The sequence below is a fragment of the Streptosporangium sp. NPDC005286 genome, from assembly GCF_040607515.1.
GTDB lineage: Bacteria > Actinomycetota > Actinomycetes > Streptosporangiales > Streptosporangiaceae > Streptosporangium.
In genome coordinates, this window is sequence record NZ_JBEXGU010000128.1 from 1 (window position 1) to 21,175 (window position 21,175).

Sequence of the window (21,175 nt, forward strand, 5' to 3'; positions counted from 1 at the left end):
GTTTTTTTGTTTCAGTGCTTTACTGGGGTGTTCTCTCCCCATCCCTCGGGGGGGGCCCGCCCGCGGCCCGCCGCTGTGGGGGCGGCCGGCGGGACGGTCCTGCTGCCTGTCCGGGGGCATCAGACGCGCGGCTTCTCCCGCATCTCGAAGGTCTCGATGACGTCATCGATCTTGATGTCGCTGTAGCCGACACCGATACCGCACTCGAACCCTTCGCGCACCTCGGTCGCGTCGTCCTTGAAGCGACGCAGCGAGGAGACGGTGAGGTTGTCGGAGATGACGACCCCGCCGCGGATGAGACGGGCCTTGCTGTTGCGGACGATCGTGCCCGAGCGGACCAGAGCACCGGCGATGTTGCCGATCTTCGGCACCTTGAAGACCTCGCGGACTTCCGCGGTGCCCATCTGGACCTCTTCGAACTCCGGCTTGAGCATGCCCTTGAGGGCCGCCTCGATCTCCTCGATCGCCTGGTAGATGACCGAGTAGTAGCGGATGTCGACGCCCTCGCGCTCGGCCAGATCGCGCGCCCTGACCTCGGGGCGCACGTTGAAGCCGATGATGACCGCGTTGTCGTCGGCGACCGCCAGGTTGACGTCGTACTCGGTGATCGCACCGACGGCGCGGTGGAGCACCCGCAGGCGCACCTCGTCACCGACGTCGATCTTGAGCAGCGCGTCTTCCAGAGCCTCGACGGAACCGGAGACGTCACCCTTGATGATGAGCTTGAGCTCGTCGACCTGGCCCTTCTCCATCTCGCTGAAGAGCTCTTCGAGGGTGCGGCGACGGCCGGACTTGGCCATGTCCGCGATGCGCTTGCGCGCCGCGCGCTGCTGGGCGATCTGGCGCGCCATCCGGTCGTCGGTGACGACGATGAAGTTGTCACCGGCGCCCGGCACCGCGGTCAGACCAAGGACCGCCACCGGACGGGACGGGTCGGCCTCCTGGATCGCCTCGCCCTTGTCGTCGAGCATCGCCCGGACGCGGCCGAAGGCCTCGCCACAGACGATCGAGTCGCCGACGCGGAGCGTGCCGCGCTGGACCAGCACGGTCGCGACCGGACCACGGCCCTTGTCGAGGTGGGCCTCGATGGCGACGCCCTGCGCGTCCATCGTGTCGTTGGCCCGCAGGTCGAGCTCGGCGTCCGCGGTGAGCAGGATGGCCTCGAGAAGGTTCTCGATGCCGGTCCCGTTCTTGGCGGAGATGTCGACGAACATCGTGGTGCCGCCGTACTCCTCGGCGACCAGGCCGTACTCGGTGAGCTGGGCGCGCACCTTGTTCGGGTCCGCCCCCTCCTTGTCGACCTTGTTGACCGCGACGACGATCGGCACGTCGGCCGCCTGGGCGTGGTTGAGCGCCTCGATGGTCTGCGGCTTCACACCGTCGTCGGCCGCGACGACCAGGACGGCGATGTCGGTCACCTTGGCACCTCGGGCACGCATGGCGGTGAACGCCTCGTGACCCGGGGTGTCGATGAAGGTGATCTTCCGGTCCTCGCCCTCGTGCTCGGCGGCGATCTGGTAGGCACCGATGTGCTGGGTGATGCCACCCGCCTCCTGCGCCACCTCGTTGGTGTTGCGGATGGCGTCGAGCAGCTTGGTCTTACCGTGGTCGACGTGACCCATGACGGTCACCACCGGCGGGCGCGCGACCAGGTCGGACTCGTCGCCCTCGTCCTCGCCGAACTCGATGTCGAAGGTCTCCAGGAGCTCGCGGTCCTCCTCCTCCGGGCTGACCACAAGCAGGTTGTAGTCGAGCTCGGCGGCCAGAAGCTGGAGCGTCTCCTCGTTGACCGACTGCGTGGCGGTCACCATCTCGCCCAGGTGCAGCATGATCTGCACCAGGGACGCCGGGATCGCGCCGATCTTGTCGGCGAAGTCCGACAGGGAGGCGCCGCGCGACAGGCGGATCGTCTGCCCGTTGCCGCGAGGAGCCTGCACGCCGCCGATCGCCGGGGCCTGCATGTTGTCGAACTCTTGACGCCGCTGGCGCTTGGACTTGCGACCGCGGGTCGGGCGTCCGCCGGGACGGCCGAACGCGCCCGCGGTGCCTCCACCGCGGCCACGGCCACCGCCACCGGGACGGCCGGCGAAACCGCCGCCACCGCCACCGGGACCACCGGTTCCGGTGCCGGGACGGCCCGCGCCGCCACCGCCACCCGGACGGCCGGCGAAACCGCCGCCACCGCCACCGGGACGACCGCCGCCGCCACCGGGACGGCCCGCGCCGCCACCGGGACGACCGGCACCCGCACCGCCACCGGGGCGGCCCGCGCCGCCACCGGGGCCGGCGGGCCGGCCCTGCGGCATCATCATCGGGCTGGGACGCGGACCACCGGGGCGCGGACCACCGGGGCCACCCGCACCGCCGCCGGGACGCGGGCCACCCGCGCCGGGACCCGGACGCGGGCCGGCCGCACCGGGCGGACCGGAACGGGCGCCGGGCGGACGGGGACCGGCACTGTCGCGACCCTCGCGGGGACCGCGATCCTCACGCGGACCGGGACGCGGCCCCCTGTCGCCGGGGCCGCCGTCGCGGCCGGGACCACCGGGGCCACCGGGACCGCCGGGACGCGGCGGACGGGCCTGGCCCATGCCGCTGGCGTTCGACGAGAACGGGTTGTTACCGGGGCGCGGACCACGCGGGCCCGGACGCGGACCCGGCTTGGGCGCGCCCGCGCCGGCACCGGACCTGGGACCCGAGGGCGCTCCGCCGGGGCCACCCGAGGGACGACCCTCCGGACGACCCTCGGGGCGCGCCGCCGGACCGGGGCGCGGAGCGGGCCGCGGACCCGGCTTGGGGCCGGAGGCCGCCGGACGGCCGCTGTCGCTGCGGGGCGCCTCGAAGCGCGGCGGCTGCACCTGCGGCGGCTGCTGCCGCGGCGGCTGCGGAGGCTGCGCCTGCTGGGGCTCCGGCTTGGGAACGACCGGCGGGGCCTGCGGCGCGGGCGCCGCAGGACGAGCCGGTACGGGACCCGGTCGCGGTCCCGGCCGAGGGGCCGGTCCCGGCTTGGGGATGGATGTCGGCGCCGAAGAGACGCCGTTTGGCTGGCCGTCACCCGGCCGAGGTGCCGCCTGAGGCGGCCTGGGGCCTCTGCCCCTGTCGGACGAACCCTTACTGGGGCCGCCTAGCGCTTCCGTGAGCCTGCGGACTACCGGTGCTTCGATAGTCGAGGACGCCGAACGCACGAACTCGCCCATCTCCTGGAGCTTGGCCATGACGACCTTGCTCTCCACACCGAACTCCTTGGCGAGCTCGTATACCCGGACCTTCGCCACTGCACTCCCTTGTCTCGGCCCGGGAGGCGGTGCCGCCGGACCGTCGTTACGTTGACGTACTCATCGCCGCATGCTCATCAGGCGCTCATAGCTATCTGACCAGCCCATCAAATCGGCGTCCTACATGACAGTCGGTAACCATTTCACCCGATCCTTTCAGCCTGTTGCTCTTCCAGGTGGCCACGCAGCCGCGACAGGTCGAGCGGAACCGCAACGCGAAACGCACGCGGAAACGCTCGGCGACGCTCTGCGAGTTCGAGACAGCTCAGGGTGGGATGCAGTGAAGCACCACGCCCCTGGAGCCGTCTTCGCAGGTCGGGGACTATAACGCCCTCGACCACCACCAGGCGGAGCAGCTCGGAGGAAACCGTGCGAACCCGGCACCCCACACACATTCTCAGTGGGGCAGCCTGGCCACCATATTCCAGCTTACCGTGTGGACGCATCTGCGGAACCTGCCGCGTCCCCCGGCTGGGTGTCGGGACGGATGTCGATGCGCCAGCCGGTGAGGCGGTTGGCCAGCCGGGCGTTCTGCCCCTCCTTGCCGATGGCGAGGGAGAGCTGGTAGTCCGGCACGGTCACCCGCGCGGCACGGCCGTCGAAGTCGATCACCTCTACGTGGGAAACGCGCGCCGGCGACAGGGCATTCCCCACGAACTCCGCGGGATCCTCCGACCAGTCGATGATGTCGATCTTCTCACCGTGCAACTCGGTCATCACGTTGCGCACGCGCGAGCCCATCGGACCGATGCAGGCGCCCTTGGCGTTCACCCCCGGCCGCCGCGACCTGACCGCGAGCTTGGTGCGGTGACCGGCCTCGCGGGCGATGGCGGCGATCTCCACCGTACCGTCGGCGATCTCCGGCACCTCCAGCGCGAAGAGCTTCTTCACCAGCCCGGGGTGGGTGCGCGACAGGGTCACCGAGGGGCCCTTGTGCCCCTTCTTGACCTGGACCACGTAGCAGCGGATCCGCTCGCCGTGGACGTACTCCTCACCCGGGACCTGCTCGCTGTGCGGCAGCACCGCCTCGATCTTGCCCAGGTCGACCAGGACCACCCTCGGGTCCTTGCCCTGCTGGATGACGCCGGCCACCAGCTCGCCCTCGCGGCTGGCGAACTCCCCGAAGTTGATCTCGTCCTCGGCGTCACGGAGCTGCTGCAGGATGACCTGCTTGGCGGTGGTCGCGGCGATGCGGCTGAAGTTGCCCGGGGTGTCGTCGAACTCCCTGAGCACCTCCCCGCTCTCGGCGTCGAGTTCGGCGGCGAAGATGGTCACGTGCCCGGACTTGCGGTCGAGCTCGGCGCGCGCCTTGGCCGCCGCGCCCTCGCTCCGGAAATATGCGATCAGCAGCGCGTCCTCGATCGCCTTGACGACCAGGTCGAAGGAGATGTCCTTCTCCCGCTCCAGGCTGCGCAGGACGCTCATGTCGATGTCCACGAGGCTTCCCCCTTAGCCCTCGTCGCCGTCTTCGCCGTCGTCTTCGGCGTCGTCGAGCCGGCGGAATTCCACCTGAACCCGTCCTCGGGTCAGGTCCTCATAGTCGATGCGGCGCGGCGCGCCGTCGACGTCCAGCTCCACGCCGGTCTCGTCGGTGGCGACGATCCGGCCCTCCACGGCGGTGCCGTCCCTCAGGTCGGCCTTGACCAGCCTCCGCACCGCGCGGCGCCAGTGGCGCGGCTCGGTGAGCGGGCGGTCCACCCCCGGGGAGGAGACCTCCAGCACGTACGGGGTGCTTCCCATCGCGTCGTCGGCGTCCAGCGTCGCGGAGACCGCGTGGCTGACCTCCGCGACGTCGTCGAGGCTCACGCCGCCGTCACGGTCGACGACGACACGCAGCAGCCGCCTCTTGCCCGCGGGGGTGACCGTGACGTCCTCCAAGTCGAGCCCCTCGGCTCCGACGACAGGTTCCAGAAGCTTCATCAGGCGGTCGCGGGATGTGGCGTTGCCCATGCCGACCTCCCATTGTCACGATCTCAGCCGGGCGGACCTCGCCCATGCGATTAACCAGCCTATCCACACCAGGGCGTGGAAACAGCGCCACTCGGTGTGGCGGAGCCGCCCGAGAAGCGAGGTGGGTGCCATTATTCCAAGCCCGTACGATGCTAGGTGCGTCAGCTGCCGACACAGAACCGGAGGTCGTCCGTGCGTTCCGTCTCCCGGCGCGCCCTGTTGCGGGGCGGCGCTCTCGGGGTTGCGGCCGTGGCCACCGCGGGCTGCGCCGCCGAGGAACGGGTGCCTCCGGTGGCCGAGCGTCCCGATCCCGAGACCGTGCTCCTGCGGGAGCTGATCGCGGGCAAGGAGCGGGCAGTGGCCCTGTACGCCTCGGCCGCCTCGGCCAGGCTCGCGCCCTTCAGGCAGCGGCACGAGGCCCATCTGGCCGAGCTCCGCCGCCGTCTCCCGCCCGCCGCCGCCTCCGTCTCCGCGACGCCCACCCCCTCGCCCACCCCCTCGCCCTCCGGCGGCGCGTCCGCGGGCGGCGGGACGTCGGTGCGGGCCCTTCGCGATCTGGAGCGCAGGGCGGCCGCGCTCCGTGCCCGGCAGGTCGAGGGGGCCTCGCCCCCGCTGGCCCAGCTGATCGCGTCCATCGGCGCCTGCGAGGCCGCGCACGCCCTGGCCCTGTCGAGATCGCTGTGAGGGCCGACCAGGGACTCGGCGCGGCGCTGGCGGCCGAGCACGCCGCCGTGTACGCGTACGGGGTCATCGGGGCCAGGAGCACGGGGAGGCTGCGCACCGAGATGACGGCGGCCTACAACGCCCACCGCGCCCGCCGTGACCAGCTCCGCGCCATGATCGTCAAGATGGGCGGCACCCCGGCCGAACCGGCCGCGGTCTACGAGCTCCCGGTCACGCCGTCCACGGCGGCGCAGGCGGTGGAGCTGGCCGTGCTGGTCGAGCGGAGGGTGACCGGCGCCTACCTGGAGCTGGCGGCCTCCGCCGACACGGCGCTGCGCAAGATGGCCGCGCTGACCATGCAGGAGTGCGTCACCCGCTCCTACAACCTGCGCCCGGAGATCGACACCTTCCCCGGCATGCCGCCCGCGCCCGCCACCTCTCCCAGCACCTCACCCACCGCCACCCCCACGGCGACCGCCGCCGAGTGACTTTCACCGATGGCCGCTTTCCCGGAGTAAGGATTTCCCGGGGTGACAGGCCGGTCGGCGCGGTATCGATGCCTGACCACGGCCCCCGTGTTCATGAGATGAGATTCAAACCCGCTTTCGAGCATGTTTGTACGGCGCCTGCCGGGTAGCTGAATCTCCGTGAAACACGCCTGAGGAGGAGTAATGGGCTGGGGATACCGGAAATCCATGAAGTTCGGTCCGTTCCGTCTTAACCTTTCGCGGAGTGGAGTGGGTCACAGCTGGGGAAACCGTGCCTTCAGAGTCACCAAGACGGCAGATGGGCGCCGCACGCTGAGCGTCAACCTGCCCGGCGGTTTCCACTGGCGCAAGACGCTCGGCAGCGGTGCGCGTCGCTGACGGGCGTTTCCCGGGAACCGTTCGCGAACTCCGGTCGTTCTTCTGACACGGCACGAGGTTCGGGGAGAGAACAATGGGCTGGGGATACAGAAAGTCGATCAAAATCGGTCCCTTCCGGATCGACCTGTCTCCACGAGGGGTCGGCCACGGCTTCGGCAATCGCAGATTCCATGTCGCGAGAACTCCCGACGGCCGCAAACACGTCACCGTCAACCTGCCCGGCGGATTCCACGTGGGCAGGACGATCGGCCGGACGGTCGGCCGGAGTTCCCGCTACCGCCACTACTGAGACGGGGCCACAGACCTGAAGGAGCGGCCCACCCGCCGGGTGGGCCGCTCCTTCACATGTGCGGTGGCGCGGGGCGAGATCGTCGCCTCCCGGTCCGCGGGTTCACTCCTCGCAGGCCGCCACGACGCGGTCGACCGCCTCGGCGAGCGGGATCTCCTCCTTGGCGCCGGTGGCGCGGTCGCGCAGCTCCACGATGCCCTGGGTGAGGCCTCGGCCGACGATCAGGATCGTCGGCATGCCGAGCAGCTCGGCGTCCTTGAACTTCACGCCCGGCGAGACCCCGGAGCGGTCGTCCACCAGGACGCGCAGGCCGCGGCCCTCCAACTCCTCGGCGATCTTCACAGCGGCCTCGATCTGGCCGTCCTTGCCGGTGCCCACGATGTGGACGTCGGCCGGGGCGATCTCGCGGGGCCACCGCAGGCCGAGTTCGTCGTGCCGCTGCTCGGCCAGCACCGCCACGGCGCGGGAGACGCCGACGCCGTAGGAGCCCATGGTGATGCGGATCGGCTTGCCGTCGGGGCCGAGGGCGTCGAGCTTCGCGGCGTCGGCGTACTTTCGGCCGAGCTGGAAGATGTGACCGATCTCGATACCGCGGTCGATGGAGAGGCCCGAGCCGCAGACCGGGCAGGCGTCGCCCGCGCGGACCTCGGCGGCCTCGATGGTGCCGTCGGCGACGAAGTCACGGCCCGCGACGACGTCCGCGGCGTGCTTGCCCGGCTCGTTGGCGCCGGTCACCCAGGCGGTGCCGTCGACCACGCGGGGGTCGACGAGGTAGCGGATGCCGAGATCCCGCAGGACCTGCGGGCCGATGTAGCCGCGGACCAGGCCGGGGTGCCTGGCGAAGTCCTCGGCCTCGAAGATGGCGGGCTCACCGGGGGCCAGGGACGCCTCCAGCCGCTTGAAGTCGACCTCGCGGTCTCCGGGAACACCCACGACCAGGGTCTCGGTCTTGCCGGAGCCCGGGACGGTCACCTTGACCACGATGTTCTTGAGCGTCTGGGCGGCGGTGATGCCCAGGCCGTGGTGCTCGTTGACGTGGTTGACCAGCGACTCGATGGTCGGGGTGCCGGGGGTGTCGAGCACCCGCATGGCGGGCCGCTCGCCGGTGCCCTCGGCGACCGGGGCGGGGGTGACGACGGCCTCCGCGTTGGCCGCGTAGCCACAGTCGTGGCAGGCCACGAAGGTGTCCTCACCGGTGGCCGCAGGGGCGAGGAACTCCTCGGAGGCCGACCCGCCCATCGCGCCAGAGGTGGCGAAACAGATCTTGTAGGTGATGCCGAGCCGGTCGAAGGTCTTGATGTAGGTCTCGCGGTGGCGCTCGTAGGAGTGCTTGAGACCCTCGTCGTCGAGGTCGAAGGAGTAGGAGTCCTTCATGATGAACTCGCGCCCGCGCAGGATGCCGGCCCGGGGCCTGGCCTCGTCGCGATATTTCGTCTGGATCTGGTAGAGGGTCACCGGATAGTCCTTGTAGGAGGAGTACTCCCCCTTGACCATGTCGGTGAACATCTCCTCGTGGGTGGGACCGAGCAGGTAGTCGGCACCCTTGCGGTCCTTGAGGCGGAAGAGCGTGTCCCCGTACTCGGTCCAGCGGCCGGTCGCCTCGTAGTACTCACGGGGCAGGAGCGCGGGGAAGAGCACCTCCTGGCCGCCCATGCGGTTCATCTCCTCGCGCACCACGCGCGTGACGTTCTCCAGGACCGTCTTGCCGAGGGGCAGCCAGGAGTAGACGCCGGGGGCGACGCGGCGGACGTAACCGGCGCGGACGAGCAGCTTGTGGCTCGGGACTTCCGCGTCTGCCGGGTCGTCCCTCAGCGTTCGAAGAAACAGCGACGACATGCGCAGCAGCACGGCTACTCCTAGCTAGCAGGGATCGATGCCCTACAGGCTATCGAGTCCGGCAAGCCGATTGTCGGCCGTCGCCCCTTTCAGAGCCCGGCGAGGAAAACGAAGTAGAAGGCCCCGAGGGCCAGCGCGACCAACGCGGAGCAGACACGCTCCCTGCCGCGGGCCAGTGAGACCAGCATCCCCAGCGCGAACACGATCACGACCGCGGCTCCCCACGGCCAGAAGCCGGGGACGTGCTCGGGGCCGGGCATCATCTTGTCGATGCCTTCGAACAGGGCCAGCCCGACCGCCCCGCCGGCCGCGAGGGCTCCCCAGCGGCCGGGGCGCTTGGCGAGATAGGCGAGAACCCCGATCGTCACGAGATTGACGACCGTGAGGTTCATCGTGGCGCCGTCGTCGCCGAGCCTGGCGAGCCAGTCTCCCGGTTCGAAGAGGGTGGCGGTCAGTATCGAGAGCAGCGCCCCGAACGCGGCGAGCACGCTGGAGAGCACCGCCCAGCCGAAACCGGCCGCGCTCCGCCCCACGACGACGGCGAGGAGGACGTACGCGTACGGGTTGTAGATCGCACCAGGCAGGCCGGGGCCGTAGAGCAGTAGCGCTCCGACGCCACCCAGCAGCATCCCCACGAAGAGCGAGAGGACCATGTGCCGGAGAATGGCGCGATCCCGTCGGTCCCCCGCGACGAAGTCAAGCGTGTAGTTGCGTTCTGCCAAAGCCACCGATCCCCCGATCACATGTACTCGTGGCCACCGGCAGTATATCTGACCTGCACTAATACCCAGAGTGGGACAAATTTTACTAGGCAAGCGAGCGCTTGGTTATGCTGTTGCCGTGAGTCTTTTCGCGAGCGTTTCCCCAAGCCTTTCCGAGGAGCGGCTGGAGCTCCGTGACGCGGTCCACTCCTTCCTCACCCGGCACCCGGACGCCCCCTGGGTCCGGTTCGCCGCCGAGCTGGGCGTGGCCGGCCTGGCGGTCCCCGAGGAGTACGGCGGCGCGGGCTGCGGCATGGCCGAGGCGGCCGTCGTGTGCGAGGAGGTCGGCCGCGCCCTGTCGCCCCATCCCTACCTGCAGACCGCGGTGCTGGCCGTGGAGGCGATCAAGGCCACCGGCGACCGGGCGGCCATGGCCAGGCTGCTTCCCGGCATCGCCGAAGGCGCCGTCACCGCGACCGTGCTGCTCCCCGGCGACGCCGAGCTGGTGCTGGACGGCGACCGGCTGACCGGGATCGCCCGGCACGCCCTGGACGGCGAGCTGGTGCTGGCCTACGCGGGCGGCGCGCTCCTTGAGGCCGCCCCCTCCTCCCGCACGCCGCTGCCCACCCTGGACCAGACCCGCCCGCTCACCGCGCTCGCCTTCGACGCCGTCCCCGCCGTCCGGATCGGCTCCGGCACGGCGCACGAGCGGGTCCGCGACCTGGCGGTCGCCGCGCTGGCCGCCGAACAGGTGGGCGGGGCGGCCCGCTGCCTGGAGACCGCGGTGGCCCACGCGAGACAGCGCCACCAGTTCGGCCGCCCGATCGGTTCCTTCCAGGCGGTCAAGCACAAGCTCGCCGACGTGCTCCTGCTGGTCGAGTCGGCCCGCTCGGCCGCCCTGGCCGCCGCGTGCGCCCCGCTGGAGGAGCTTCCCGTCCGGGCCGCCGTCGCGGGCTCCTACTGCACGGAGGCCTACCTGGCCGCCGCGGGCGAGAGCATCCAGGTCCACGGCGGCACCGGCGTCACCTGGGAGCATCCGGCCCATCGCTACTTCAAGCGGGCCACCGCGGACGCCCAGCTCCTCGGCACCCCGCAGGCGCACCGCGCCCGCCTGGCCGCCGCCACGGGCCTGTAGGGAGAGCGCCTCACGGGTCGGCTTGTTGACGTCCCGGCATGCTGGTAATCTCGCCAAGCGAGCGCTTGGTTAAGTGGAAGGCCTCGGCCGGGGGTCGGATGGACACAACGGAGGCGTGGATGACGTCCCTAAGGATCAGCCTGGGCTACGAGCTGGAGGTCCGCGGACGCTCCCGCGAGGTCGAACAGCAGACGTTCCGCAACGTGATCGACCAGGTGGTCCTCGGAGACCGGCTGGGCTTCGACACCGCGTGGTTCGTCGAGCACCACTTCACCCGGGGCTTCTCCCACTCATCGGCCCCCGACCTCGTGCTGGCCGCCATCTCCCAGCGCACCGAGCGGATCCACCTCGGCCTGGGCGTGGTGCTGCTGCCCTTCCAGTCGCCCATCAGGACCGCCGAACGCGTCGCGACCCTCGACGTCATCTCCGGCGGCCGGGTGGAGTTCGGCACCGGACGGGGCGCGTCCCCGCTGGAGTACCAGGCGTTCCAGAAGCCCTTCGAGAAGTCGCGGCAGATCTGGGAGGACTCGCTGGAGGCCACCCTCGCCATCTGGAACGCCGACGGCGAGCCGATCAGCCGGTCCAACGAGTTCTTCGAGATCCCCGACGTCTCCGTCTACCCTCGACCGGCCCAGGTGCCGCACCCTCCCGTGTGGGTGGCGTCCACCTCCCTGGAGGGCTACCTGGCCGCGGCCAGGCACGGTTACAACCTGCTGGGCATGACGATGCTCAAGGGCCTCGACGACGTCGCCGAGGACATCGCGAGCTACCGGCAGTGCCTGGCCGACAACGGCTTCGACCCCGACAGCCGGCGGATCGCGCTGATGATCCCGTGGTTCGTCGGCGGCACCAGGGAGCGGGCGTTCGAGATCGCCTCCGACCCGGTCCTGTGGTACATCCGGCGCCAGGTCAACCTGGTCACCCCTCCCGACTACTACGACGCCCGGCACGCCACCCACAAGGTCCTGGGCCAGCTCGCGGCCGGTATGCCCCCCGAGGAGGCCATGGCCACGCTCCGCGAGCACCACATGGTCGTGGTGGACGACGTGGAGGGCTCCCGGAAGGCCGCGGCCCGCATCGCCGAGGCCGGGGCCACCGACCTGATCCTGCAGGCACAGGTGGGCGGCCTCGCCCACGAACACGTCTGCGAGTCGATGCGGCTTTTCATGACCGAGGTGATCAATTGACGACGAACCCGGCGGCCCGCGGCGACGGCGCCGCGCCCGCCCCGAACGCGGCGCCCGCCGGAGCCGTCCCGCTCGGTGCGCCCTCCGTATGGCTGACCAGGGACGACCTCGCCGCCGGGAGCCGTAGCGCGTCCGGGCTGCTGCTGGTCTCCGCCGACGCCGGCAGCGTGACCCCCGCGGGCGAGGTCGGCGAGCTGACCGCCGCCTACGCCGCCGCGCTGCGGGCGGCGGGCGTGGACGGGCGGGACCGGGTGGTGGCGGCGCTGTCGGGCGACGGCGAGCTGGCGGGCCCGCAGTGGGCGCGCGCCGCCGCCGAGGTCGCGGGGGCGGGTGCCTCCGTCGGCCCGCGGGGCAGGCTCAGACTGCACCACGCGCTGGAGTCGCTGGGCGCGACCACCCTGGTGATCACGCCGACCGGCGCGATGGACCTGCTGGCCCGGCTACACCTGGAGTTCCTGCTGGACCCGCTGGACCTGGGCCTGCGGCACGTCGTGCTGACCGGGGAGATCGCCTCGCGCCGCACGATGTCGCATCTGGCGACGGAGTTCGGGGCACGGGTGACGGAGGTCTACTGCTCGCCGTTCACCGCGACGCCGCTGGGTTGGCGGTCCTCGGAGTCGGCGCCGCTGACCCTGCTCGTACCCGGCTCGGTGGGCCTGGCCCCGCTGGAGAAGGACGAGCTGCAGGCACCGCCGTACGCCTCGGGGCCGGCCGAGCTGGTCGTCGCCGGCCCGCGGGCCGGGGAGGCGGTGCGCACCGGCCAGGTGGTCAGGGTCTCCGGCGGGGAGGCGATCCCCGCCCCCGAGCACACGGTCGGGGACCACGTGCTGGTGCGCGGGGTGTGGGTGTCGCTGAACCGGATCCAGCGGGCGCTCAACAAGATCGACGGAGTCTCCGGCTGGGAGCTGGGCGTCTCGCGGCAGGGCACGCTCGACGCCGCGGTCCTGACCGTGACCTTCAAGCGGGAGAGCCTCGTCGGGAATCCCATGTGGAGGTCGCGCCTCCAGCAGTCGCTCAAGGCGCTCACCCCGGTCACGATCGCCGTCGAGATCTCCGACCGGATCTCGGAGACGGTCTCCCCCGGCGTGGTGAACGACACGCGAGGCCACCACCTGGGCAGGGATCGCACAGCCATCGCCCGCTGATCCACGAAAGGCGCGACCGCCATGGAAGTACCCGGCTGGCGAACGATTCCCCGCATGCTCCGCGCCCTGTCCGGCGATCACCCCTCGGACGTCGTCGTGGACGACGGGACGGTCCGGCTGACCCTCGCCGAGCTGCGCGACCGGGCGGGCGAGGTCGCCAGGGGCCTGATCGCGCTGGGCGTGCTGCCGGGCGATCGGGTCGCCGTCTGGGGCCCGAACGACGCGCACTGGGTGATCACCGCGTTCGGCGTCTGGGACGCCGGCGCGGTGCTCGTGCCGCTGTCGTCACGCTACAAGGGCATCGAGGCCGCCGCGACGCTCCGCTCGACCGGGGCGAGCGTGCTGATCACCGGGTACGGTCACGACGGCGCCGTCCTGGCCGACCTGCTGGCCGAGGCCGCCGGCGAGACGGGCGGCGGCCTGCCCTTCGCCGGCCTGCCGGACCTGCGGCACTCGATCATGCCCGAGGGGCTGGAGCGGCCCGGCTCGGCGCAGCCCTCGCAGGTGCTCGTCGCCGGTTCCCTCATCGGGCGCGCCGAGGCCGAGGAGCGCGCGCTGGCCGTACGACCTGACGACCTGTGCGAGATCATCTCCACCTCGGGCACCACGGGCACGCCCAAGGGCGTGATGCTCGAACACGGCCGGATGCTGCGCGGTTACTGGGACTGGGCGGAGATCGTCACGCTCGGCCCCGGCGACCGCTACCCGGTGATCGCCCCGTTCGCGCACGGCTTCGGGCTCAACGCCGGGCTGCTGGCCTCGGTCATGCGCAGGGCCACGATGATGCCGATCGCCACGCTCGGCCCCGACCTGCTGGCCGGCCTGATCCGCGACGGCGGGATCACGATCCTGGCCGGGCCCCCGACGCTGTTCCACCGGCTGCTCGAGGAGACCGAGATCGGCGAGCACTCGGTGCGCGTGGCGATCTGCGGGGCGGCCTCCGTCCCCTCCGAGCTGGTACGCAGGCTGCTGGAGCGGATCGGCCTGGAACGCATGATCAACGCGTACGGGTTGATGGAGGGCACGGTCGTCTCCATGACCAGGGCCGACGACCCCGTCGAGGTCATCGCGGGCAGCACGGGCCGCCCCGTGCCGGGCATGGAGGTGCGGATCGTCGACGACGACGGCCTGGAGGTGCCGCGCGGCGAGCGCGGCGAGGTCCTCGTCCGCGGGTACGGGGTCATGCGCGGCTACTGGGGCGAGCCGGAAAGAACGGCCGAGGTGATCAGGGACGGCTGGCTGCACACCGGCGACATCGGCGCCCTCGACACCCGCGGCGACCTCGCCATCGTGGACCGTAAGAAGGAGCTGTTCATCGCCGGGGGGTTCAACGTCTCCCCCGCCGAGGTGGAGGGGCTCCTGCTGCGGGAGGGCTCCCTGGCCCAGGCCGCGGTGGTCTCGGTGCCCGACGAGCGGATGGGCGAGGTCGGCTGGGCGTTCGTGGTCCCGAGGCCGGGGGCGGCCGTCGAGCCGGAGAAGGTCATCTCCTGGGCCCGCGACAACATGTCCAACTACAAGGTGCCCAGGCGGGTGATCGTGGTCGACGCCCTTCCCGTCACCGGCAACGGGAAGATAGACAAACGCGCCCTGCGCGCGCGGACGACCCCGTAGACAGCACGAGCGGCCCCGTGGACGGGCGGGCGCACGAGCACGTCCTCTCACGGGGCACCGGGCACGCCGGGCATACCGTGTTCGCGGGAAATGCAGAGAACCTCCGAGGCACGTGCTCCCACGGAGGACCAGGCCCGCCGGGAACACCGTGTTCGCAGGGAATGTTCGGAAATATTGGAAACGTATCCGCCGGACGCCCCGTGCCGGATGACCGGTTCGATCACAACGGACCGCCGAGACTGGCCCGGCGGGCACCGGTAATGGAGAATCGCGTCATGACAGCCAGCACCCTGGGAGGCGATGTGTCGCTGCGAGTCGCGATCGTGGGGTCGGGGCCCGCCGGGATCTACACGGCCGAGGCCCTGAGGAAACAGGCCACCGTGCCCCTGCGGGTGGACGTGCTGGAGCGGCTGCCGACCCCGTACGGGCTGGTGCGCTACGGGGTCGCCCCCGACCACACCTCGATCAAGTCGATAGCGGGCTACCTGCGCGGCGTGCTGGAGCTTCCGGACGTGCGGTTCCTCGGCGGTGTCGAGTTCGGCAGGGACATCGGCGTCACCGATCTGCTCGACTGCTACGACGCCGTGGTCTACTGCACCGGCGCGATGGTGGACCGGCGGATGGGCATCCCCGGCGAGGACCTGCCGGGCAGCGTGGCCGCCACCGACTTCGTCAACTGGTACTGCGGCCATCCCGACATGCCCGGTGACCGCTTCGTCCTCGACAGCCCCGAGGTCGCGGTGATCGGCGTGGGGAACGTGGCGGTCGACGTGGTGCGCATCCTGGCCAAGACCGCCGACGAGCTGCGCGCCACCGACGTGCCGCAAGAAGTGCTCGACCGGCTGGCCGCCAGCGAGGTGAAGGCCATCCACATGATCGGCCGCCGGGGGCCCGAGCACGCCAAGTTCACCCTGAAGGAGCTCAGGGAGCTGGGCGAGCTGACCAACGCGGACGTGCGGGTGCGGCCCGAGGAGAGCGCCGCGGACGTCTCGACGGCGTCCCGGCAGATCAGGGGCAACGTCGAGGTCCTGCAGAGCTGGGCGGCCCGCGGCCTGACGGGCCGTCCCCGGCGGCTGGACGTGCGGTTCTGGATGCGCCCGGTGGAGATCCTCGGCGAGGGGCGGGTGGAGGCGCTCAAGCTGGAGCGAACCCGGCTGCTGGACGGCCGGGTGGTCGGCACCGGCGAGTTCGAGACCCTCCCGGTCGGCATGGTGCTGCGCTCGGTCGGCTACCAGAGCGTGCCGCTACCCGGCGTTCCCTTCTCCGAGGCCACCATGACCGTGCCGAACGAGGCCGGCCGGGTCCGCGACCGCGAGTACGTGGCGGGCTGGCTCAAGCGCGGTCCCAGCGGTGTGATCGGCACCAACAAGTCCGACGCCGCCGAGACGGTCCGCACCCTCCTCGCCGATCTCGCCGGCCGCGATCCGGTACACCGCACGGACCCGGACGAGCTCCTCGCCTCCCGGGGCATCTCACCGATCACCTACGAGCACTGGCTGGCCATCGAGGCCGCCGAGGCGGCACTGGCCAGGTCCCTCGACCGGGGCGAGCGGGTGAAACTCCTCGGCATCGCCGCCATGCTCACCGCCTGCGGCCGTCAATGACACGGCCGCGGCCACGCCCGGAGAACCGGAGGGTGGCCGCGGCCGGGGCGCTGTTCGCGCTACTCGCCGTTCTCGGTGCCGCCCTGCCCCTCCGCCGGGCCCTGCGGGTCGACGCCACCGTCACCGCCGTTGTCACCGTTACCGCCGCCGCTCTGCGGCGCGCAGGAGATCGTGAAGGCCGCCTTCTTGGAGACGACCTTGCGCGGGCTCAGCACCTGGAGCGCCTGCCAGCCCTTCAGGTTGCCGCGGAAGGTGGCGCGGTCCTTCAGGATCTTCGTCCCGTTCACCTTCACGGTCTTCACAGCACTCTTGGAGCCGTCGCCCCTGAGCCAGCGGTAGGCCACCACGGTGGGCGCGCTCACCTTGATCTTCGCCGTGAAGCCGACGGTCACCGGGCACTTACCGGTGTGCTTGGCCGGACCCGCCTTCACCGCCACGGCCACCTTGGGCTTCGCGGGCGCGGCCGCCGCGGCGGCCGGAGCCGCCTGCGTCATCAGCAGTACGGCCAGCAGGGACCCGGCCAGCGCGGAGAGCCCCTTGAGTCTGTTCATGTCATCCCATCGCCGAGTGATCGAACTCCGATGGCAAAGTTTAGCCATGGTGACTTGTGATCCGGTTGGGACCGGCTGAGCCCACTGATCGGCGTGGGGCGACGGTGGCAGGGGTGACCGGTGGCGGAGGGCTGCGGCTAAGGTGCGTTCAAAACGGCGCGTCCGGTCCGAACCGGCACGTCCATATCGGCACGTCCCCAGAGGAGCACCAGCATGCGCGTCACGCTCGCCGACCCGTCCGCCCTGATCCCGGGCTTCGAGCGGGTCCACCGCGAGCAGTCGGCGCTGTACCCGTACGGGCCGGCCGGGTGGCAGCCGGTGCACACGGTCTACGTCCCCGCGGACCGCCTCGACGCCGGGACGGTGCGGGCGTGGGGTGACGCCGCGCTGGAGCTGATGCGGCGGCACCTGCCGCAGGGCGATCTGGCCGCGATCCTCGGCGTGGGCGAGGACCTCGCCGGAGCCGTGCACGGCCGGGTGGCCGCCAAGCTCGGCGAGGAGCCCGTCGAGGACCTGCGCGTCGACTTCGAGGACGGGTACGGGCCGCGCCCCGCGGAGGAGGACGGTCACGCCTCCACCGCCGCCGAGGCGATCGCGGCCATGCACGCGGCCGGAACGCTCCCCCGCCGCTGGGGTCTGCGGGTGAAGTCGTTCGCCGACGGCGACCCGGTCCGCTCCCTCAGGACGCTGGACGGCTTTCTCACCGGCGTGGTCGAGCGGGTCGGGCGGCTGCCCGGGGGATTCGTGGTCACCTTCCCGAAGGTGCTGATGAGGGCCTACCTCCACCAGTTCGCCGACTGCCTGCGGGCACTGGAGGACGGGCTGGGCCTCGACGAGGGCGCGCTCCGGTTCGAGATCCAGGTCGAGGCGCCGCAGACGGTGCTGTTCCTCGACTCCGCTCTGGTCGCCTCCCTGCGGGGCAGGCTGGCCGCGGCGCACTTCGGCGTCTTCGACTACACGGCGAGCTGCGCCCTGCCCCCGCACGAGCAGCGGCTGGACCATCCCGTCTGCGATCACGCCAGGAACGTCATGCAGACGGTCTTCGCCGGGACCGGCGTGGAGTTGTCGGACGGTTCGCTGGCGGCCTCCCCCGCCTCGGATGACAGGCGGGCCGTGCAGGAGCTGTGGCGGCGCCACGCGGAGCTGGTCGGGCACTCCCTGGGCCACGGCTTCTACCAGGGCTGGGACATGCACCCGTCACACCTGGTCAGCCGGTACGCGACGGTCTACGCCTTCCACCTGTCCCGTTACCAGGAGTACGCCCACCGGGTGCGTGCCTGGCAGGAGCGACGCGAGGCGGGCGAGGGCGTGATGGACGAGCCCGCCACGATCAAGACCATGACCGCCGCCCTGCGCCGCGCCGACCTGGCCCTGGGCGCTCCACCGGCCTGACCTCGATCGCCGGTCCCCCGGCTCCCGGCGTCCCGGCCGATCACCGCGAGACCTGGCGCGCCTCAGTCGATCAGGGCGCGCCACTGGCGGACCCGGCGCTCGTCGACCGGGTCCGACCAGGACGCCCGCACGGCGCTGCCGACGTGGAAGGCCCGCACGCCGTACTCCATCAGCACCCCGACATGGCTGGGCCTCAGCCTGCCCCCGGCCAGGATCAGCGGGCCGTCGCCCGCCTCGCACCGGGTCTTGAGCAGTGGTAGCCCGTCCGCCACGCCACCGGGCGCACCCGAGGTGAGCACGGTGGCGAGGTTGGGCAGCAGGCGGACGGCACGCCAGCTCGCCTGGGTGTCGGCCGCGTGATCCACCGCCCGGTGAAAGGTCCAGGGCAGCGGTGCGACCGCGTGGATGAGCGCCTCGGTGGCGGCCAGGTCGACCGCCCCCGCCCGATCGAGGAACCCGAACACGAACCCGGCCGCGCCCGCGTCGGCGAGTGCCCTGGCCTCGCGGCTCAGGGTCTTCAGCGACTCGGGCGTGGCCAGGAACGAGGCCTCGCCACGCAGCATCACCATCTGCGGCAGCGCGCACTCCTTGGAGATCGCCGCGACCGTCTCCGCAGCCGGGGTGAGCCCGTCCACGGCCATGTCGGCGACGACCTCCAGGCGATCGGCGCCGCCGGCTTCGGCCGCGACGGCATCACGCACGTCAAGCGTGATCACCTCAAGCAAGGATCCGGTCATGAATGGAGGCTATCGGATGGGTTTGCCCTGGGATCGCCGTGGTTCAGACATGCTCGGGGACGGACGACCCGCGCCGGTCCGAGAAGGACAGCGCGAGGCCGGACGCGTGGGCGCGCAGGCCCCCCGGCCGCTGGAACAGGGCGCCGGAGGCGCGATGCGACAGGTCGACCGTGCGGAGATGCGCGAAACGCTGTCCCCGATAGTAGTCCTGGAGCCGCGAGTTGTCCTTGGAGCAGTCAAGCCTGAGCCATCTTCTCCCCAGGGCCAGGACCCGCAGGCCCGCCCAGTCGAGCAGCGACTCCCCCAGCCCCCGGCCGGCGTGGGCGCGCGCCACGGCCAGCTTGTGGACGTAGAGCGCCGAGCCGGGGTCGTCTCCCGGAGCCCAGAACTCGGGGTCGGCGTGAGCGTCCAGGGCGAGGGTCGCGGCGGGCCCGTCCTCCCCGTCCAGCAGGTACATGACGCCCTCGTCGATCAGCGGGGTGATGCGCTCGGCGGGGAAGCCGGCGGCGGGCCACTGCCGCACGCCGCGGCGGTTCAGCCACCCGGCGGTCTCGGCGAGGAGCGCGAGCACCCCGTCGAGATCACCGTCCGTGGCCCTGCGCAGCGTGAACGGGCGCACGGTGGTGGGACTGGCGGTGTTCGAGTGCATGGTTCATCCCTTCGTTGCGTTCGGTACGCGAGTTGACACGGAGCGTGGCCGCCTGATGGCGCACGGCACCCATGTCGGGCTAGGCGGATGCCTAGGGGCTGGGGGCGAGCGGCGGGGAGACGCCGGTCGGGGTGAGAGGCGCGGGCGGCGCGAGAGAGCCCGGCGGGAGGGCGACGGGCGGGGGGAGCTCGGGCGAGACGGCCGGGTCCGGGGAAGGCCCGGCCCGGAGTGCGCCGGCCGGAAGGAGAACGGCCGCCCTGCGGGCGCGGCCCGCCGGGCGCCCGCGGCGCGGACGGAGTGGAGGCCGGCCCGTCAGGGCGGTTACCGAGATGTCAACGGCTTTCCAGCTCGTACCTGATCAGGTGCTTGTCCGCGGGCAGTACCGACACCGCCACGCGCACGGGGGTGTCCTCCACGTCGTAACCGACTCGGACGTAGACGACGACCGGCGTACCGAGCTGGAGCTGGAGCCGCTCGGTCTCCGCGCTGTTGGGCATCCGCGCCCAGATGTCGTCCACCATCCGCACCTGCCGGTGGCCGAGCTCCTCAAGGACCTTGTTGGCCCCGCGCCTGATGTCGCCGGGACGGGTGATCTCGGAGTCGGCGACCAGGGCCAGCGGGAAGTAGGAGTCGTTGGTGTTGTACGGCTGGCCGTCCACGAAGCGCAGCCTGCGGCGGACCACGGCGAGCTCGTCGTCCGCGAGCTCCAGCCTGCTGGCGATCTCCTCGGCCGGGTGCACGATCGAGACCTCGATCTCCTGGCTCGGCGCGCGCCCCTCCTGCGAGACCGCCCAGGCGAAGGCCTCCAGGGTCTCCTCGCCCCGCGGCTGCAGCTCGCGCTGGGGGTGCATGAGCAGCGGACGGCGCTCCCGCACGACGGTGCCCCTGCGGGGGGTACGGGTGACCAGGCCCTCGTTCACCAGCTCGCCGAGAGCCAGCCGCACGGTGTTCCGGCTCACCTGGTGCACGAGCATGAGCTCCGCCTCGGTCGGCAGCTGATCCCCCGGTCCGAGCGCACCGGAGTAGATGGTCCTCCTCAGATCGGAGGCCACCAGTTGATACAGCGTTGACCGCGCCATTAAGTCCCCTTTGTGCCAATAAAACTAGACGATCTGGTTCTAGCGGGGAACAGCCCCTTGACCCAACCTCCCAAGACCCGCATCATCCAATCGTTGGTACAAATCCATCGAAAGGTCAGCGAGGGGGTGGAGGCCGGTGCTGTCGGTCCGCGTGGATGCGCCGTACCTGCCCTGGCGCGACCCCCGCGAGGCGACGCGTTTACTGCGCTACGCGTTGCACCGCCAGGGGTTCACCCACACCTACCAGAGCAACGGAAGCGGGATGTCCGTGCTCTCGGTGCTGACCGATCTAACCGTTTGGTGCAAGAACGGGCTCTTTGTCTGGAACGAGGATGGCGTTGAGTCCTCGCATCCGGCCGACGACCCGGCTGGGGCGGCCCGCCTCATCTCGCAGCACTACCGGCGGCCCACGCCTGACGACGACCTCGCGGAGGAGGAGGCGGACCACCAGGTCCGCGCCTTCGCCGACACAGACTCCGAGCGCGACTAGCCGGCGGAGGACCCC

General features: G+C 71.4%; 21 protein-coding genes. 11 read left to right on the forward strand and 10 right to left on the reverse strand.

The genetic code is table 11. The annotated features are described in order from the left end of the window. Positions 1-119: 119 nt before the first annotated feature. The 4 genes from infB to rimP all read right to left on the reverse strand — a co-directional run bounded on the left by infB (position 120) and on the right by rimP (position 5,225). Entirely contained in the window at positions 120-3,275 is a 3,156-nt protein-coding gene (gene infB, locus ABZU75_RS33605) for a translation initiation factor IF-2 (protein WP_355563130.1), read from the reverse strand. 143 nt (positions 3,276-3,418) lie between these two features. Then, on the reverse strand, positions 3,419-3,721 hold the full coding sequence (locus tag ABZU75_RS33610) for a YlxR family protein (RefSeq protein ID WP_355563133.1): 303 nt from the start codon (positions 3,719-3,721) through the stop codon (positions 3,419-3,421). After that, positions 3,705-4,712: a transcription termination factor NusA gene (gene nusA / locus ABZU75_RS33615; RefSeq protein WP_350913032.1), complete on the reverse strand. Its 1,008-nt coding sequence runs from the start codon at positions 4,710-4,712 to the stop codon at positions 3,705-3,707. Before nusA ends, ABZU75_RS33610 begins: the two co-directional genes overlap by 17 nt. Before the next feature lie 12 nt (positions 4,713-4,724). Further along, positions 4,725-5,225 (reverse strand): ribosome maturation factor RimP, encoded by a 501-nt coding sequence (gene rimP, locus ABZU75_RS33620; RefSeq protein WP_355563137.1) that lies wholly within the window; start codon positions 5,223-5,225, stop codon positions 4,725-4,727. 192 nt (positions 5,226-5,417) lie between these two features. Here rimP and ABZU75_RS33625 point away from each other — a divergent pair, with 192 nt between their 5' ends. The 4 genes from ABZU75_RS33625 to ABZU75_RS33640 all read left to right on the forward strand — a co-directional run bounded on the left by ABZU75_RS33625 (position 5,418) and on the right by ABZU75_RS33640 (position 7,043). Further along, complete coding sequence (locus ABZU75_RS33625) at positions 5,418-5,909, forward strand: hypothetical protein (RefSeq protein ID WP_355563140.1); 492 nt, start codon at positions 5,418-5,420, stop codon at positions 5,907-5,909. Next, a complete protein-coding gene (locus ABZU75_RS33630; RefSeq protein ID WP_355563143.1) occupies positions 5,906-6,376 on the forward strand; it encodes a ferritin-like domain-containing protein in 471 nt (156 codons plus the stop codon). The genes ABZU75_RS33625 and ABZU75_RS33630 overlap by 4 nt, the downstream gene beginning before the upstream one ends. Positions 6,377-6,559: 183 nt before the next feature. Continuing rightward, positions 6,560-6,754 (forward strand): DUF4236 domain-containing protein, encoded by a 195-nt coding sequence (locus ABZU75_RS33635; protein WP_350913025.1) that lies wholly within the window; start codon positions 6,560-6,562, stop codon positions 6,752-6,754. 73 nt (positions 6,755-6,827) lie between these two features. Continuing rightward, positions 6,828-7,043 (forward strand): DUF4236 domain-containing protein, encoded by a 216-nt coding sequence (locus ABZU75_RS33640; protein WP_355563147.1) that lies wholly within the window; start codon positions 6,828-6,830, stop codon positions 7,041-7,043. Between the two features lie 102 nt (positions 7,044-7,145). Here ABZU75_RS33640 and ABZU75_RS33645 read toward each other — a convergent pair whose 3' ends face one another. Both ABZU75_RS33645 and ABZU75_RS33650 read right to left on the reverse strand, forming a co-directional pair. Then, a complete protein-coding gene (locus ABZU75_RS33645) occupies positions 7,146-8,891 on the reverse strand; it encodes a proline--tRNA ligase (protein WP_355563150.1) in 1,746 nt (581 codons plus the stop codon). A 77-nt stretch (positions 8,892-8,968) separates the two neighbouring features. Then, on the reverse strand, positions 8,969-9,607 hold the full coding sequence (locus tag ABZU75_RS33650; RefSeq protein ID WP_355563153.1) for a hypothetical protein: 639 nt from the start codon (positions 9,605-9,607) through the stop codon (positions 8,969-8,971). 112 nt (positions 9,608-9,719) lie between these two features. Here ABZU75_RS33650 and ABZU75_RS33655 point away from each other — a divergent pair, with 112 nt between their 5' ends. The 5 genes from ABZU75_RS33655 (at position 9,720) to ABZU75_RS33675 (ending at position 16,262) form a co-directional block, all read left to right on the forward strand. Beyond that, positions 9,720-10,715: an acyl-CoA dehydrogenase family protein gene (locus tag ABZU75_RS33655; RefSeq protein ID WP_355563156.1), complete on the forward strand. Its 996-nt coding sequence runs from the start codon at positions 9,720-9,722 to the stop codon at positions 10,713-10,715. A gap of 119 nt (positions 10,716-10,834) precedes the next feature. Further along, positions 10,835-11,902, forward strand: a complete 1,068-nt coding sequence (locus tag ABZU75_RS33660; RefSeq protein WP_350913015.1) for an LLM class flavin-dependent oxidoreductase — start codon at positions 10,835-10,837, stop codon at positions 11,900-11,902. Further along, positions 11,899-13,047 carry a hypothetical protein gene (locus ABZU75_RS33665; RefSeq protein ID WP_355563160.1) on the forward strand — a complete coding sequence of 383 codons (1,149 nt, stop codon included), beginning with the start codon at positions 11,899-11,901 and terminating at the stop codon, positions 13,045-13,047. The genes ABZU75_RS33660 and ABZU75_RS33665 overlap by 4 nt, the downstream gene beginning before the upstream one ends. A 54-nt stretch (positions 13,048-13,101) precedes the next feature. Further along, complete coding sequence (locus tag ABZU75_RS33670) at positions 13,102-14,658, forward strand: AMP-binding protein (protein ID WP_355563163.1); 1,557 nt, start codon at positions 13,102-13,104, stop codon at positions 14,656-14,658. 275 nt (positions 14,659-14,933) lie between these two features. Further along, positions 14,934-16,262: an FAD-dependent oxidoreductase gene (locus ABZU75_RS33675; RefSeq protein ID WP_350913009.1), complete on the forward strand. Its 1,329-nt coding sequence runs from the start codon at positions 14,934-14,936 to the stop codon at positions 16,260-16,262. 59 nt (positions 16,263-16,321) lie between these two features. Here the strand turns inward: ABZU75_RS33675 and ABZU75_RS33680 are convergent, their stop codons facing one another. Then, entirely contained in the window at positions 16,322-16,813 is a 492-nt protein-coding gene (locus ABZU75_RS33680) for a hypothetical protein (protein ID WP_355563168.1), read from the reverse strand. 213 nt (positions 16,814-17,026) lie between these two features. On the opposite strand from ABZU75_RS33680, the gene ABZU75_RS33685 reads away from it, so the two are divergent. Next, positions 17,027-18,205, forward strand: coding sequence for an aldolase (locus ABZU75_RS33685; protein WP_355563171.1), 1,179 nt, complete (start codon positions 17,027-17,029; stop codon positions 18,203-18,205). A 62-nt stretch (positions 18,206-18,267) separates the two neighbouring features. Here the strand turns inward: ABZU75_RS33685 and ABZU75_RS33690 are convergent, their stop codons facing one another. The 3 genes from ABZU75_RS33690 to ABZU75_RS33700 form a co-directional block, all read right to left on the reverse strand. After that, positions 18,268-18,942, reverse strand: coding sequence for a copper homeostasis protein CutC (locus tag ABZU75_RS33690; RefSeq protein ID WP_355563174.1), 675 nt, complete (start codon positions 18,940-18,942; stop codon positions 18,268-18,270). Between the two features lie 43 nt (positions 18,943-18,985). Beyond that, complete coding sequence (locus ABZU75_RS33695; protein ID WP_355563177.1) at positions 18,986-19,591, reverse strand: GNAT family N-acetyltransferase; 606 nt, start codon at positions 19,589-19,591, stop codon at positions 18,986-18,988. A gap of 332 nt (positions 19,592-19,923) precedes the next feature. After that, complete coding sequence (locus tag ABZU75_RS33700) at positions 19,924-20,670, reverse strand: GntR family transcriptional regulator (protein WP_350912998.1); 747 nt, start codon at positions 20,668-20,670, stop codon at positions 19,924-19,926. Positions 20,671-20,806: 136 nt separating this feature from the next. Between ABZU75_RS33700 and ABZU75_RS33705 the strand changes: the two genes are divergently transcribed. Continuing rightward, positions 20,807-21,160 (forward strand): hypothetical protein, encoded by a 354-nt coding sequence (locus tag ABZU75_RS33705; protein WP_350912996.1) that lies wholly within the window; start codon positions 20,807-20,809, stop codon positions 21,158-21,160. Positions 21,161-21,175 lie beyond the last annotated feature (15 nt).

Coding starts and splice junctions, on each gene's coding strand:
- ABZU75_RS33610 (WP_355563133.1), bottom strand. CDS start 3,721: ATGCGTCCACACGGTAAGCTGGAATATGGTGGCCAGGCTGCCCCACTG.
- rimP (WP_355563137.1), bottom strand. CDS start 5,225: ATGGGCAACGCCACATCCCGCGACCGCCTGATGAAGCTTCTGGAACCT.
- ABZU75_RS33695 (WP_355563177.1), bottom strand. CDS start 19,591: ATGCACTCGAACACCGCCAGTCCCACCACCGTGCGCCCGTTCACGCTG.
- ABZU75_RS33635 (WP_350913025.1), top strand. CDS start 6,560: ATGGGCTGGGGATACCGGAAATCCATGAAGTTCGGTCCGTTCCGTCTT.
- ABZU75_RS33675 (WP_350913009.1), top strand. CDS start 14,934: ATGACAGCCAGCACCCTGGGAGGCGATGTGTCGCTGCGAGTCGCGATC.
- ABZU75_RS33690 (WP_355563174.1), bottom strand. CDS start 18,942: ATGACCGGATCCTTGCTTGAGGTGATCACGCTTGACGTGCGTGATGCC.
- ABZU75_RS33700 (WP_350912998.1), bottom strand. CDS start 20,670: ATGGCGCGGTCAACGCTGTATCAACTGGTGGCCTCCGATCTGAGGAGG.
- ABZU75_RS33640 (WP_355563147.1), top strand. CDS start 6,828: ATGGGCTGGGGATACAGAAAGTCGATCAAAATCGGTCCCTTCCGGATC.
- ABZU75_RS33660 (WP_350913015.1), top strand. CDS start 10,835: ATGACGTCCCTAAGGATCAGCCTGGGCTACGAGCTGGAGGTCCGCGGA.
- ABZU75_RS33680 (WP_355563168.1), bottom strand. CDS start 16,813: ATGAACAGACTCAAGGGGCTCTCCGCGCTGGCCGGGTCCCTGCTGGCC.
- ABZU75_RS33670 (WP_355563163.1), top strand. CDS start 13,102: ATGCTCCGCGCCCTGTCCGGCGATCACCCCTCGGACGTCGTCGTGGAC.
- ABZU75_RS33685 (WP_355563171.1), top strand. CDS start 17,027: ATGCGCGTCACGCTCGCCGACCCGTCCGCCCTGATCCCGGGCTTCGAG.